Source organism: Buttiauxella sp. B2, assembly GCF_006376615.1.
In the GTDB taxonomy this organism is placed as follows: domain Bacteria; phylum Pseudomonadota; class Gammaproteobacteria; order Enterobacterales; family Enterobacteriaceae; genus Buttiauxella.
This window is the reverse complement of sequence record NZ_VEXQ01000014.1, coordinates 85,232-99,431: the sequence shown is the minus strand read 5'-3', so window position 1 is coordinate 99,431 and position 14,200 is coordinate 85,232. Positions and strand designations below refer to the sequence as shown.

The following is a 14,200-nucleotide window of genomic DNA, read 5'->3' as shown; positions in this document are numbered from 1 at the left end:
CCCGCGTAATAAGAGAGAGTACATGTATGTATCACCTTCGCGTACCGCAAACCGAAGAAGAGCTTGAGCTCTACTACCAATTTCGTTGGGAAATGTTGCGCAAGCCGCTGCATCAACCCAAAGGCTCCGAGCGCGATGCGTGGGATGCCATGGCCCATCATCAAATGGTGGTGGATGAAGAAGGCAACCCGGTAGCCATTGGCCGCTTGTATATCAATGCAGATAACGAAGCGGCAATCCGTTTCATGGCGGTTCACCCTTCTGTGCAAGATAAAGGGCTAGGTACGCTGGTGGCGATGACGCTTGAGTCGGTTGCGCGCCAGGAAGGGGTCAAACGCGTGGTATGCAGCGCACGTGAAGATGCCGTAGAGTTCTTTGCCAAGTTGGGTTTTGAGAACCAGGGTGAAATTACCACGCCTTCAACCACACCCATTCGCCATTTCTTGATGATTAAACGTATTGCCTCGCTGGATGATATTCTCCACCGCGCCGATTGGTGCGGGCAGCTACAGCAGGCGTGGTATGAACACATTCCATTAAGCGAAAAAATGGGTGTGCGCATCTTGCAATACACTGGGCAAAAATTCATTACCACCATGCCGGAAGCGGGCAATCAAAATCCGCATCAGACCTTGTTCGCGGGCAGCCTGTTTTCACTGGCAACGCTGACTGGATGGGGGCTGATTTGGCTGATGCTTCGTGAACGTCATCTCGGTGGCACAATTATTCTTGCCGATGCGCATATTCGATATAGCAGCCCGATCACCGGAAGGCCTGGCGCGATTGCCGATCTCGGTTCGCTAAGTGGCGATCTTGACCGCCTGGCGAGGGGCCGCAAAGCTCGCGTTGCGCTGCAAGTTGAGCTTTTTGGCGATGAAGAACAAGGGGCTGTATTTGAAGGTGTGTATCTGGTGCTGCCAGCTAAACCTTTCGGCCCGCTTGAAGAAGGTGGCAACGAAGAAGAATAACAACTACCCGGCACTTACGCGCCGGGTACTTCCCCATTCTGCATTGTTTGCTGAACTTGTTTGCCATCTGCGCTTGTAACCTGCAATGTCCCGTGCGCCGTGGGTTTCAACGGTGTTTGCGCGGCAAGGCTAGCCGTAACGGACAGCTGCAAATTACCGTTGCCCTCCAGTGGCAAAACAGGCCATCCCCATTGCTGCAACACATTGACTGGCACTGAACGCCCACGCAGATTAATCGCCGTATTTCGTAGAGGCGTTTGTGAGATTGCCCCAGTCGCTTCCAGCATTCCATCTCCGGTGAAAGCACTCAGCTCAGTAATCGAAATCTGGCTATCGGTGGCCGTCAATGAAATCGATGGGCGACGAACATCTACGCGGTTGAACGTTGCTGCCGACGCGTTTAGCGTGGCATTGCCGCTCCAGATACCCCATTGGTGATTGCGCACGACTTCGATATTATCTGCCGAACCGTCTAATGCGGTGAACTGGAACGGGAAGGCGGGATCGATGTCGATAACCAGATTTCGGTTTGCCGACAGCTTTTTAATTGTCACCGTATTTAGCCATTCCGGTAATGGCTCCATCCAGCGTGCTTTCCAGTCTGCGGGCAGCGTGTATTCAAGCCCGGCAAAAACCAGCTCATCAAGCGCCAGCTTTTTCTCATTGCGTTGCCATTCACCCGAGGCGCGAACCATCCCTTTTTCCCAGCGGGAAGTGAACTGGCGCAGTGTGGCGGTTTGCTGGTTAAAGTCGATATTCACAATCGGATCGTTCAAATGCAGTGCACCGTTGATGAAATCACTGGCATTCATCGATAGCCGCCCGTCATCGCTTTGCCAACCGCCATTTGCCAGCGTCAGGTTTCGCAAACTCAGATCTAAATCGGTCATGGCCCAGTCTTTGCCTTCCAGGCGCGCATCCGTAACTTCGAGGCTATCAATAGTGAGAGAAGGCACGGTGGTGAGTGGTGCCAGGAAATCGGCAATGGATTTGTCTGTTTGCAGGCGAATGTCGTTCAAACGCAGGCTGCCAATTTGCCATGAGCCATCTGCAAGGCGATTTGCACTGCCGGTAAGTGAGCCTCGGGCAATATCAGCACCGATATTTGAGAGCGTTACCTGTTCGTTATTAATCGCACCTTGCAACAATACGTTGGTGGCAGGAACACCGTTGAGCGTCATAGAGCCGGCGCTAAATTGAATATCTGCAGTATTTCCCAGTACTTTTCCTTTCTGTGGCTGCCAGGGGATAACGCCACCATTGACGCGTTGGGCATGTAAATCCCATTCAGTATTTGGGCTGTTGAGGGCCATATCGCTTAATTGCAGCATATCGGCCTGGAATGGCAATGGAGCAGCATCGGGGCTGATGTTTAGCGTTCCATTTTGCAGCAGAATTTTGTCGACATGAAACGGCTCTGAAAACTGACGCGAGCTCAAGTCGATATCGATATTTTGCGCCACCAGTGTTGCTGGCTGGCCTTTCCGCCCGAAAGTAACCTTCGTCAGCGTGACATGTGTGGGCGATGTCCAACGGTGATTCATCTCTTCAAAAGAGAAATTGTAGTCACTCTTATCTTTGACCCAACTGCTTATCTGGCTGGCTCCCCAACGAGTTTGAAGCAAAAGATAGCCGGCAAGCAGCAGCACAAGTATGACAACCAATAACGCAATAATTAGCTTTCCGAGAAATTTCATTGTCTTCCATCCCATGAAGTTTCGGTAAGGGTGTTATGCCCCATTTACCGTTATAGCTCAAGGATGGGATTGTCAGGAGGGGTAACACGCGCCGGAGCGAACAAATCACCAGCGCGTGAAGTACATCAATTTTTCTCAGGCGGGAAAATCAGGTTTAACACGATGGCGGTGATACCACCGGCAGCAATACCGGATGAGAGTAACGTTTTCAACCAGTCAGGAGCGAACTGTAGAATCAGTGGCTGTTGAGACACACCCATACCGACTGCCAGTGACAGTGCAATAATCATAATCGCACGGCGATTGAGTGGCTCGCGGGAAACAATTCGCACGCCGGATGCGGCGATAGTGCCAAACATCACGATAGTCGCGCCACCTAAAACTGGCTCAGGAATGTGTTGTACAAACCCGCTCACTGCCGGGAACAGACCCAGGACAATCAACATCAACGCCACCACAAAACCGACATAGCGGCTGGCAACGCCAGTAAGTTGAATCACACCATTGTTCTGACCAAAGCAAGAGTTCGGGAAGGTATTGAACACGGCGGAAACACAAGAGTTCAGGCCGTTAGCCAGTACGCCACCTTTCAAGCGTTTCATATAAAGCGGGCCGGATACGGGTTGTTCGGAAACGTCAGATGTTGCTGTGATATCACCAATGGTTTCCAGTGAAGTCACCATAAAGACCAGCATCAGCGGGATAAGCAGATTCCAGTCAATGCCCAGACCGTAGTAAAGCGGCGTTGGTACCATAATCAGGTCAGTATTGGTACTTGGAGCAACGTCAGGCAACATGTCCATTGCCCAAGCGAGCGCATAACCCGCAGCCATAGCGATAACTAGCGAAGCCACGCGTAAGTAAGCGTTGCGCTGACGGTTAAGCAAAATAATAACCAGCAGAACCGCACCCGCCAGCAGCAGGTTTTTCGGCGCGCCAAATGTATGGTCGCTCATGGCCGCATAACCACCGCCGATAGACGTCAGGCCAACCTGAATCAAGGAAAGACCTATAATCATAACCACCACACCGGAAACCAGCGGTGTGATAATGCGGCGAGCCAAATGCAGGAAGCGCGATAACAGCATTTCCGTGCAGCTTGCCAGCATTAATGTGCCAAACAGAGCCGCCATCATAGTTGGGACGTCGGCCCCGCCATTTTTCAATGCCATGCCACCCATTATTAGCGGTGACACAAAGTTAAAACTGGTGCCCTGAATAGACAGAAGCCCAGAGCCAACCGGGCCCCAGGCTTTAATCTGGATAATCGATGCAACACCTGATGCGAACAACGACATACTGATGATGTGTTGGGTATCTTCAGCTGGAAGTCCCAGAGCCTGGCAAATCAACATTGCCGGCGTGATCACCGCAACAAACATGGCTAATAAATGCTGACCAGCAGCAAAAAGAGTTTGTGGGAGAGGCGGTCTGTCCTCGAGGCGGTAAATCAATTCACTGGAACGAGCCTGAGCAATCGGTTGCGTATCTTCAGGCTCAACAGCATTAACAGACATCAGAAATTATCCCTTGGTGAAAAGATGCTGATTTTAGCGGACTGAAGGGTAAAAGCAAACGTTTGCTTGTGATGTTCCCTAAGATAAAAAGTATATATGCCGAGCTTTTTATATAACTTTCTACTGTTTTTTGGTTAAAATCCGGCTGCTGACTTTTCTAGAACCTGAAATTCCAGTGAAGGATAATTAAAAGCGTCTGTGAGAAATATGCGCAAACAGGAGCACTAATATGTTTTATCTCGACACCCTTTCTACCCTTGTTGCTGCAACTCTCGTGTTGTTATTGGGCCGAAAAATGGTCCACACCATACCGCTGCTAAAAAAATACACAATCCCTGAACCGGTCGCGGGTGGCCTGTTAATAGCCCTTGCCTTGCTGGTGCTCAAAAAAAGCGTCGGCTGGGAATTTGAATTTGATATGAGTCTCAAAGACCCATTGATGCTCGCTTTCTTTGCCACTATCGGCCTGAACGCGAACCTTTCCAGCCTGCGTGCAGGTGGCAAAGTTGTCGGTATTTTCCTGGTTGCGGTAGTGGGTTTGCTGGTAATGCAAAACGCTATCGGTATTGGTATGGCGAGCCTGTTGGGGCTTGATCCATTAATGGGATTACTGGCGGGTTCAATTACGTTATCTGGTGGGCATGGTACAGGTGCCGCCTGGAGTAAGCTGTTTATCGAGCGTTACGGCTTCCAGAATGCGACCGAAGTGGCTATGGCTTGCGCAACATTTGGTCTGGTTCTGGGTGGTTTGATTGGCGGGCCGGTGGCACGATATCTGGTCAAACACTCATCAACACCCAATGGCTCCCCTGAAGATAGCATTGACCCAACGGCCTTCGAAAAACCCGCTGTAGGGCGCGTAATCACCTCTATGGTGATGATCGAAACCATCGCGTTAATTGCCATCTGTCTGACTGCCGGTAAATTTGTGGCGCACCTGATTCAGGGCACTTCTTTCGAGTTACCAACGTTTGTTTGTGTGCTGTTTATCGGGGTTATTCTCAGTAATTCCCTGGCGCTTCTCGGTTTCTATCGCGTCTTTGAACGTGCAGTATCCGTGCTGGGTAACGTGAGTTTATCGTTGTTCCTTGCGATGGCGCTGATGAGCTTGAAGTTGTGGGAACTGGCGTCACTGGCATTGCCGATGCTGGCAATTCTGACGGTGCAAACCATCTTTATGGCGTTGTACGCGATATTTGTGACCTATCGCCTGATGGGGAAAAACTACGATGCAGCGGTACTTGCTGCTGGGCATTGTGGATTTGGCCTGGGGGCAACACCAACGGCTATCGCCAACATGCAGGCGATTACCGAACGTTTCGGTCCGTCGCACATGGCGTTCCTGGTGGTTCCGATGGTCGGTGCGTTCTTTATTGATATCGTCAACGCGTTGGTTATCAAGTTGTACTTGATGTTGCCGTTGTTTGGCTAAGTCATCAAGCGTTTGAATAGCGTTCCGTTTCAGGCATCCAGCGCTCAATGAGCGCGGTTGCCTGTTCCGGGAAACGTTCATGGATATGGCGTGCAAGGCGCTGTACTTCCGGAATCATTGCCTGATCACGTAGCAAATCTGCCACTTTAAACTCGGCATTCCCCGTCTGGCGCGTGCCAAGTAATTCCCCTGGTCCACGAATTTCCAAATCCTTTTGTGCAATCACAAAACCATCGTTGCTATCGCGCAGTACTTGTAAACGCAGTTGTGCCGTTTTCGACAGCGGTGACTTATAAAGTAACACGCAGTGCGATGCCACCGCGCCACGGCCCACACGGCCACGAAGCTGATGGAGTTGCGCAAGGCCCAGACGCTCAGGGTTTTCGATAATCATCAGGCTGGCATTGGGAACATCAACGCCGACTTCAATAACGGTTGTGGCAACCAGCAAATGAATCGACCCTTCTTTGAACGCCTGCATCACAGTCTGCTTTTCTTGCGGCTTCATGCGGCCATGAATCAGGCCGACATTCAGATGAGGCAGGGCGATTTTTAGCTCGTCCCACGTGACTTCTGCAGCCTGTGCTTCTAACAATTCAGACTCTTCAATCAGGGTACAAACCCAGTACGCCTGGCGGCCTTCATCGCTGCAAGCAATGCGTACACGATCAATAATATCGTTGCGCCGCGAGTCTGGAATCGCGACGGTGGTGACTGGCGTGCGGCCTGGTGGCAGCTCATCAATCACTGAGGTGTCCAGATCGGCATAAGCGGTCATGGCCAATGTGCGCGGAATCGGTGTTGCGGTCATGATTAATTGGTGCGGGTGGAATCCTTGGATTTGCCCTTTTTCCCACAGCGCCAGGCGCTGGTGGACACCAAAACGATGCTGTTCATCGATGATAACCAACGCAAGTTGGGAGAACTGCACCTGTTCCTGAAAGATAGCGTGTGTTCCCACTACCATTGATACTTGGCCGCTGGCTATTGCATCTTGTTGTGCGATTCGCGCTTTGCCTTTTTGCTTACCTGCAAGCCAACCCACCTCAATACCTAATGGCGCAAACCATTGGCGGAAGTTATTGGCATGTTGCTCGGCGAGCAATTCAGTGGGTGCCATCAGTCCCACCTGTTTGCCATGTGCAATCGCACGCAGTGCAGCAAACGCGGCAACTAAAGTTTTACCCGAACCCACATCACCTTGCACCAAACGCATCATTGGCACATCCAGCGCCATGTCGTGCTCGATTTCTGCCACGACACGCTCTTGTGCACCAGTCGGCTTAAACGGAAGAGCTGCTAACAGGCGGTTTTTTAATTCATCATGATTATGCAAAGGCAAAGCGTGGTAGCGCTGCGCGCCTGCGCGTAGTGCGAGCATACTCAGGTTATGTGCCAGAAGTTCTTCAAGAATTAAACGCTGCTGAGCCGGATGTTTCCCTGTTTCCAGATCGACCAATTGCATAGATGGAGGTGGGCGATGCAATGTTCGCAGGGCCTCTGGCAGACTCATCATCCCTTTGCTCAAATCAGCGGGGAGTAATTCGGCAATAGCGCAGGTATCCAACAGTTCCAGAGCCTGGTCAGTCAACTTACGCAAAGTCGCCTGGCGAATACCTTCAGTGGTGGGATAAACAGGTGTCAGAGTTTCCTGCAATTCAGGCGTACTGAGATCGCCCTGAATGCGGTACTCCGGGTGAATCATCTCGGCACCTTGTTGGCCGCGTTTGGCTTCGCCGTAGGCAAGAACACGCTTACCGGTCGAGAGACTATTTTTCATCGCTGCATTGAAGTTGAAAAACCGCATGGTCAGGATGCCGGAGCCGTCAGTAATCTGACAGGTCATCATCCGGCGGCGGCCAAAACTGATATTACAGTTCAGCACTTCCCCTTCCACCGTGGCGTAAATACCCGGCAGCAGGTCGTTAATTGGGTAGAGTTGTGTGCGGTCTTCGTAGCGTAGCGGCAGGTGGAGAAGAAGATCTTGAATGGTGTGCAGGCCAATTTTCGCCAGTTTACCGCTCTGGCTAGCGCCGACTCCGGCAAGCGTGCTTAACGGTATGGCATCCAGCAAACGGCCTTTCATCTGACTACTCCGCAGATTGCATTGTGGCCCACCATGCGGCATCAGCTTCTATCTCACCTTGCTGATTCACATGCGGGTAGGGCAACGCTTTACGACGGGAAACTCGTGCCAGCACCGGATAGCCACCTTCAAACAGTAAGCGCTGTTGTTCAGATTCAGGCAGTGTGCTGTTTTCGCGTTGATACATTCCGGCATTCTGACGTTGGCGCTGCGCTTCGTAGAGAATGAGTGCGGAGGCCACGGAAACATTCAGCGATTGCACCATCCCGATCATCGGAATAATGATGTCCTGGTCTGCCAGCGCTAATGCTTCCTGAGTAATACCGGTTTTTTCCTGGCCCATCAAAATACAGGTCGGGCGCGTGTAATCAATTTCACGGAAATCGACGGCTTTATCAGAAAGGTTAGTGGCGAGGATTTGCATCCCGCTGTTTTTCAGGTGGCTAACGGCATCACCAATATTACGGTGCGTTTTAACTTCAACCCAGGAGTTACTTCCTGCAGCAGAAGAGGCCATGGTACGCATGCGATTACCGGGCCAGACCGCATGGACTTCATGTACGCCCACCGCATCTGCCGTGCGAATTATCGCCGAGACGTTATGAGGCTTATGGACTTGCTCCATGCAGACGGTCAGATCTGGCTGACGCCTGGCGAGCATCTCGCAAATACGCGCATAACGTTGAGGATTCATAACACTAATTTCGGTTGCGGGTAACTTTAATGACATCCGGCATCACGCGGATTTTCCGCATAATATTGGCCAGATGAACACGGTCACGGGCGGAAAGACGGATGAACGCGCTATAGACGCGACCATCTTTTTCTTCGGTATTCAGACTGTGAATATTGGAGCCCGCAGTATTGATTGCCGCAGTCAGATTTGCCAATGCACCTTGATGGTTGAACATATCCACTTTGATTTCAGTGATAAATTCCTGTTCTGTCTCTTTATCCCATTCCACAGCCATAAACTTCTCGGCTTCTTTCTGGTAGCCACGAATGTTACGACAGGACTCATGGTGGATAACCAACCCTTTACCAGGACTGACATGGGCAACAATTGGGTCACCAGGGATTGGACGACAGCACTTAGCGAAGGTAATCAGCACACCGTCAGCGCCTTTGATAGGCAAGTGGCTGTGTGGGGACGTATTCGACTGCTGAATCACTGAAGATTCACCTTGCAGATTCTTCGCCACCACAACACTCATGGCGTTGCCGAGGCCAATTTCAGCCAGTAAGTCGTCAAGCGTAGCGAGCTTCATGCGCTCAAGCTCACGTTGAATACTTTCCGGTGGGACTTCAGCTAATTTACGGCTGCCACCTAAAGCATGATTAAGCAGGCGACGGCCAAGGCTGACCGAGTCGTCACGCTTAAGGTTTTTCAGCATCTGGCGGATTTTGGCTCGCGCTTTGGAGCTCACCACAAAATTCAGCCATGCGGCATTAGGACGGGCACCAGGTGCAGTGATAATTTCGATAGTCTGGCCGCTGCTGAGCGACTGAGATAGTGGATAGGGTTGTCTGTCGACACGTGCACCGACACAAGCGTGACCGATGTCAGTATGCACCGCATATGCAAAATCGACAGGTGTTGCGCCAGCCGGCAATTCGACAATGCGCCCTTCCGGGGTGAAAACGTAAATTTCGTCCGGGAACAGATCGGATTTCACACTTTCGATAAATTCAAACGAGCTACCGGCACTTTGCTGTAATTCCAGCAGGCTTTGCATCCAGCGCTGAGCACGGATTTGCGCGGTAGTGCCACTTTCACCTTGCTCTTTATAAGCCCAGTGAGCGGCAACCCCCATCTCTGCCATCTGATCCATATCCTCGGTGCGGATTTGCACTTCAACAGGCACACCGTGTGGGCCAATCATTGAAGTATGCAGGGACTGATATCCGTTCGCTTTTGGAATGGCGATATAGTCCTTCACCCGTCCAGGACGTGGCTTGTAGAGGCTGTGCATCTGACCAAGAACGCGGTAACAGGTATCCATATCGTGGACAATCACGCGAAAGGCATAGATATCCATAATCGAATGGAAACGCTGCTCTTTGAGCGTCATTTTGCAGTAGATGGAGTAAAGGTGTTTTTCTCGTCCGCTGACGCGGCAGGGAATACCCGCTTCTTGTAAGCGCCCGTCGATTTCCGAGAGGATTTTTTGAATCATCTCTTTACGGTTACCACGAGCCGCTTTAACCACTTCTTTAATGACGCGGTAGCGATTCGGATAAAGCGCTTCAAAGCCCAGCTCTTCCAGTTCGGTTTTCAGATGATGAATACCAAGACGGTGCGCCAGAGGGCTATAAATTTCGAGGGTTTCGCGAGCAATACGCCTACGCTTGTCAGGACGTAACGCCCCGAGAGTGCGCATATTATGCGTACGGTCGGCGAGTTTGATCAGAATGACGCGGATGTCTTGCACCATCGCCATGATCATTTTGCGGAAGTTTTCAGCCTGAGCTTCTTTCTTGTCGCGGAATTTCAGTTTGTCGAGCTTAGATACCCCTTCCACCAGTTCGGCAACGCTTTTGCCAAACAACTGTTCCATATCCTGGTAGGTGGCAGGGGTGTCTTCGATCACATCATGCAGTAGGGCCGCCATTAACGTTTCATAATCGAGTTTCATCTCGGCCAGAATGCAGGCAACCGCTACGGGATGGGTGATATAGGGTTCACCACTTGAACGTGCTTGTCCCTCGTGAGCATCACGCGCAACAAGGTATGCTTGCCGAAGTCGCTTAATCTGCTCCTCGGGCAAGTATTGTTGAATCAGTTGATTCAGGCTTTCAAACAGATACAAGGGCTACCCGCAGGCTAATTAACGACGACCTTCAGCAATAGCGGTAACAGCCTGCAGTTCTGCGGCTTCCTGCTCTTGCTGTTCCTGGCGATCACGAACATCGAGAATCTGGTTGGTGATCAACCCTTCTTCGATTTCGCGCAGTGCGATTACAGTCGTTTTGTCGTTTTCTTCAGCGACTAGTGGATCTTTACCACCAGTTTGCATCTGACGAGCGCGACGAGCGGCGACCAGAACCAGGTCAAAACGGTTACCAATTTTCTCAACAGCGTCCTGAACAGTTACGCGTGCCATAATTAAAATGCTCCACAGATGAAGAAATGACTGGGCATGATACTGAAACTGGGCTCAGTCTGCCAATAGTTTGCTGATTAAAGCGTCATGTCGCGCTTTTTGGCGACCCATTCGTAGACGCTCGGCACGAATGATAATTTTTAAATCTGACAGTGCGGTGTCAAAATCGTCATTGACGATTAAATAGTCATATTCGGCGTAATGGCTCATTTCTGTAACGGCCTGCTCCATTCGCTTCGTAATAACTTCTTCACTGTCTTGACCGCGGCCGCGCAGGCGGCGGTCTAACTCGTCTTTTGACGGTGGTAGAATAAAAATACTGCGGGCTTGCGGCATTTTCTCACGAATCTGCTGTGCACCTTGCCAGTCTATATCCAGAAAAACATCCACGCCTGTTGCAAGAACTTGTTCAATAGCATGGCGCGAAGTTCCGTAGTAATTACCAAACACTTCAGCGTGTTCAAGGAATGCGTCTTCAGCAATCATCTGCCTGAACTCTTCTTTTTCCACAAAGAAATAGTGCTCGCCATGCTTCTCTCCCGGACGAATACCACGAGTGGTATGGGAGATAGAAACCTGCGTGTCATACAGCGGTTGTGTCTTTAACAAAGCCTGGATGAGGCTGGATTTCCCGGCACCACTAGGTGCGGAAACGATATAAAGTGTGCCTTGAGCCATGAGTTCTAACTTATTCGGTAAGCATAAAAAGAAGTGCGTATACGGGCCTATTATACACAGCGTCTTCAAGTCACGGTGAATTTGTCATGCCCTTCAGCAATATTTCTGCCGTTTTGCGTAGTACTTTCCAGACAACACATAGTGTTGCTGCAACAAATTAACTCCTTCTGAAAGCTCCTCGCCTCCCTTTCACTCCCCATTCGTATTGCTTGTTTCCTGGCGTTATACCTATCTTCGTTTCAACATGGAGGAAGTTATGAGGTGGATAGCAAAACTTATCGTGTTATTAGGATGGTTCAGCACAGTGGCGTTGGCGGCGTGCCCGTCCTGGACCCTTGGGCAAGCCCAGCAGGAGATGGCGAAATTAAACGAAAAGCTCAGTGAGTGGGATAAAGCCTATTACCAGCAAGGAAATAGTGTTGTCAGTGACGCGACATACGATGGACTACGTAGCCAATTCAATGAATGGCAACGTTGCTTTAGACCTGCTGACAAACTCCAACCGCCTTTACTTTCCACACAAGGTGAGGCGCTGCACCCGATTGCACATACCGGTGTTAAAAAATTGCCAGACAGAGCAACCGTTGCGCAGTGGATGAGAGGTAAAACCGATCTTTGGGTGCAACCTAAAGTGGATGGTGTGGCGGTGACATTGATTTACCAACAAGGGCTGTTGGTAAAACTTCTTAGCCGTGGAAACGGTGAGAAAGGGCAGGATTGGACAGCAAAAGCAAAAATGATTCCCGCCATCCCCAAAACCGTTTCCGGCCCACTTGCGGATAGTGTGTTACAGGGAGAAGTGTTCTGGAAAAAAGAAAATCACATACAAAAAACCATGGGCAGCAGCAATGCCAGAGGTAAGGCTGCGGGTGCCATGATGCGAAAAAGCTCTCCGGTCTTGCTCAATGAATTAGGGGTATTTATTTGGGCGTGGCCAGATGGCCCAAATCAAATGAACCAAAAGTTGAAAATGCTCGATCAGGCTGGTTTCCAACTGACTAAAGCCTGGTCTGTGCCAGTTAAGACAATTGAGGAAATTGCTGCGCAAAGAGAAGTCTGGTTTACGGCACCATTGCCGTTCGTAACTGATGGAGTTGTGGTGCGTGAAGCGGCAGAACCAGCAGGAAAGTACTGGCTACCAGGTAAAGCAACATGGGTTATGGCCTGGAAATATCCTCCAGCACAGCAAATTGCTGAAGTTAAGGGGATTCAATTTACGGTTGGGCGAACGGGGAAAGTCACGGTTGTCCTTAATCTGAAACCCTTACAGATTGATGATAAGCAAGTTAAACGAGTGAATATTGGCTCAGTCAAACGCTGGCAGTCTCTCGACATTGCTCCTGGCGATCAGGTGATGGTGAGTCTTGCGGGGCATGGTATTCCACGAGTTGATGAGGTGGTATGGCGAATTAGTCAGAGGAGCAAGCCGCAACCGCCGATGGAAAAAATGATTACACCGTTCAGTTGCCTTTACTTTGAGCCCTGGTGTCGTGAACAGTTTACTGCACGACTTGCCTGGATAAGCTCACTAGCTGTATTGAATATCGATGGTGTGAGCGTACGCTCCTGGCAGCAACTTCAACAACATCTTCACCTTGAACACATCTTTTCATGGATAAAGATTACTGAAGAAGAGTTATCTCAGATTAGCGGTATATCAGTGGCCAGAGCCGAGCATCTTTGGCAGCAATTTACGCAAGCCAGGCAGCAGCCATTCAGGCACTGGTTAATGGCTTTTGGGTTTCCACTTCCCGCAGCGGTACTCGCTGCATTACCAGATTCGCAGTGGTCGCATTTAGTGGCGCGCGATGAGCTCAGTTGGCAAAAATTACCGGGTATTGGTTCAGGAAGGGCAAAAAAGTTAGTCGAGTTTGTGAATCATCCCCAAATTGCTGCGCTAGCAGCTTTTCTGGCACAGCAAAGAATTCGGGGATTTACCAATCAGTGATCCGCGTGCTTGTAATGAAATACGGGCAGCCCTAACCGCAGGCGTAGTGCCAGTAAACGCGTGGTGAACCCAAAGATGAGGGTGGAAATGATGACGACATCCTGGTTCGAAACATAGTGCTGCAAAACGATATAAAGCACGGCGGAGGCAAAGGCTATACCGGCATACAATTCCTTCTGAAAAACCAAAGGGATGCGTTTACAAAACATATCGCGCAGGACGCCGCCAAACACACCAGTAACGACGGCTGCGATAATGGCAATGATTGGGCCTTCGCCCATATCCAGTGCTATTTGTGCACCAATAATAGAAAACACGACCAAACCTAAGGCATCCAGGACCAGGAAAAGACGACGCAAATGGGGCATTACGGGGGCAAATACCGTAGTAAGAACGGCTGCTATAGCCACAATTACGACGTATTCGGGATGTTTCACCCAACCTAGTGGGTAGTGCCCGAGCAGGATATCGCGAACAGACCCGCCGCCAAGGGCTGTAGCTGTGGCAATAATAATCACACCGAAAGTATCCATGCGGCGGCGGCCAGCAGCTAATGCGCCGGTCATGGCTTCGGCAGTTATACCGATTAAATAAAGAACATGTAACAACATGGATAACCCCCAATGGAAACATGAAGAGGGTAACGTTTTGTGAGCATTGTCACGATTGATTTTTTCTAAAGTGAATCAATTTGGATTAGTTATTTTAATGTATAAGTTGTCTTTTACACCTATGAATTCGGTTTTATATGTGAAGTGTATTTTATGAAT

11 protein-coding genes are annotated in these 14,200 nt (G+C 50.3%); 3 read left to right on the top strand and 8 right to left on the bottom strand.

All coding sequences use genetic code 11. The annotated features are described in order from the left end of the window. Positions 1-26 precede the first annotated feature (26 nt). Positions 27-968 (top strand): fatty acid biosynthesis protein FabY, encoded by a 942-nt coding sequence (fabY, locus tag FH968_RS15935; RefSeq protein WP_139881253.1) that lies wholly within the window; start codon positions 27-29, stop codon positions 966-968. Between the two features lie 14 nt (positions 969-982). Here fabY and FH968_RS15930 read toward each other — a convergent pair whose 3' ends face one another. Next, positions 983-2,665 carry an AsmA family protein gene (locus FH968_RS15930; protein WP_139881251.1) on the bottom strand — a complete coding sequence of 561 codons (1,683 nt, stop codon included), beginning with the start codon at positions 2,663-2,665 and terminating at the stop codon, positions 983-985. A gap of 125 nt (positions 2,666-2,790) precedes the next feature. Further along, positions 2,791-4,182: an NCS2 family protein gene (locus FH968_RS15925; RefSeq protein WP_139881249.1), complete on the bottom strand. Its 1,392-nt coding sequence runs from the start codon at positions 4,180-4,182 to the stop codon at positions 2,791-2,793. Between the two features lie 229 nt (positions 4,183-4,411). Here FH968_RS15925 and gltS point away from each other — a divergent pair, with 229 nt between their 5' ends. Further along, positions 4,412-5,614: a sodium/glutamate symporter gene (gltS, locus tag FH968_RS15920; protein ID WP_139881247.1), complete on the top strand. Its 1,203-nt coding sequence runs from the start codon at positions 4,412-4,414 to the stop codon at positions 5,612-5,614. Between the two features lie 4 nt (positions 5,615-5,618). On the opposite strand, the gene recG is transcribed toward gltS, so the two are convergent. The 5 genes from recG to gmk are packed head-to-tail and all read right to left on the bottom strand — an operon-like array spanning position 5,619 to position 11,482. Then, on the bottom strand, positions 5,619-7,700 hold the full coding sequence (recG, locus tag FH968_RS15915) for an ATP-dependent DNA helicase RecG (RefSeq protein WP_139881245.1): 2,082 nt from the start codon (positions 7,698-7,700) through the stop codon (positions 5,619-5,621). A 4-nt stretch (positions 7,701-7,704) separates the two neighbouring features. Further along, positions 7,705-8,394 (bottom strand): tRNA (guanosine(18)-2'-O)-methyltransferase TrmH, encoded by a 690-nt coding sequence (gene trmH / locus FH968_RS15910; protein ID WP_139881242.1) that lies wholly within the window; start codon positions 8,392-8,394, stop codon positions 7,705-7,707. Positions 8,395-8,398: 4 nt separating this feature from the next. Further along, the gene (gene spoT, locus FH968_RS15905; protein ID WP_139881240.1) at positions 8,399-10,510 is read right to left on the bottom strand and encodes a bifunctional GTP diphosphokinase/guanosine-3',5'-bis pyrophosphate 3'-pyrophosphohydrolase; all 2,112 of its coding nucleotides are present in this window, start codon (positions 10,508-10,510) and stop codon (positions 8,399-8,401) included. Positions 10,511-10,528: 18 nt separating this feature from the next. Further along, on the bottom strand, positions 10,529-10,804 hold the full coding sequence (gene rpoZ, locus FH968_RS15900) for a DNA-directed RNA polymerase subunit omega (protein ID WP_034499980.1): 276 nt from the start codon (positions 10,802-10,804) through the stop codon (positions 10,529-10,531). Between the two features lie 54 nt (positions 10,805-10,858). Further along, on the bottom strand, positions 10,859-11,482 hold the full coding sequence (gmk, locus tag FH968_RS15895) for a guanylate kinase (RefSeq protein ID WP_139881238.1): 624 nt from the start codon (positions 11,480-11,482) through the stop codon (positions 10,859-10,861). Between the two features lie 256 nt (positions 11,483-11,738). On the opposite strand from gmk, the gene ligB reads away from it, so the two are divergent. Beyond that, on the top strand, positions 11,739-13,430 hold the full coding sequence (gene ligB / locus FH968_RS15890; protein WP_139881236.1) for an NAD-dependent DNA ligase LigB: 1,692 nt from the start codon (positions 11,739-11,741) through the stop codon (positions 13,428-13,430). Here ligB and FH968_RS15885 read toward each other — a convergent pair. Then, positions 13,424-14,041: a trimeric intracellular cation channel family protein gene (locus FH968_RS15885; protein ID WP_120064359.1), complete on the bottom strand. Its 618-nt coding sequence runs from the start codon at positions 14,039-14,041 to the stop codon at positions 13,424-13,426. The two genes, ligB and FH968_RS15885, sit on opposite strands and share 7 nt — an antisense overlap. Positions 14,042-14,200: the final 159 nt, after the last annotated feature.

Bases quoted from the DNA above. Each gene is read 5' to 3' on its own strand.
- fabY (WP_139881253.1), top strand. From the start codon at position 27: ATGTATCACCTTCGCGTACCGCAAACCGAAGAAGAGCTTGAGCTCTAC.
- FH968_RS15930 (WP_139881251.1), bottom strand. From the start codon at position 2,665: ATGAAATTTCTCGGAAAGCTAATTATTGCGTTATTGGTTGTCATACTT.
- FH968_RS15925 (WP_139881249.1), bottom strand. From the start codon at position 4,182: ATGTCTGTTAATGCTGTTGAGCCTGAAGATACGCAACCGATTGCTCAG.
- gltS (WP_139881247.1), top strand. From the start codon at position 4,412: ATGTTTTATCTCGACACCCTTTCTACCCTTGTTGCTGCAACTCTCGTG.
- recG (WP_139881245.1), bottom strand. From the start codon at position 7,700: ATGAAAGGCCGTTTGCTGGATGCCATACCGTTAAGCACGCTTGCCGGA.
- trmH (WP_139881242.1), bottom strand. From the start codon at position 8,394: ATGAATCCTCAACGTTATGCGCGTATTTGCGAGATGCTCGCCAGGCGT.
- rpoZ (WP_034499980.1), bottom strand. From the start codon at position 10,804: ATGGCACGCGTAACTGTTCAGGACGCTGTTGAGAAAATTGGTAACCGT.
- gmk (WP_139881238.1), bottom strand. From the start codon at position 11,482: ATGGCTCAAGGCACACTTTATATCGTTTCCGCACCTAGTGGTGCCGGG.
- ligB (WP_139881236.1), top strand. From the start codon at position 11,739: ATGAGGTGGATAGCAAAACTTATCGTGTTATTAGGATGGTTCAGCACA.
- FH968_RS15885 (WP_120064359.1), bottom strand. From the start codon at position 14,041: ATGTTGTTACATGTTCTTTATTTAATCGGTATAACTGCCGAAGCCATG.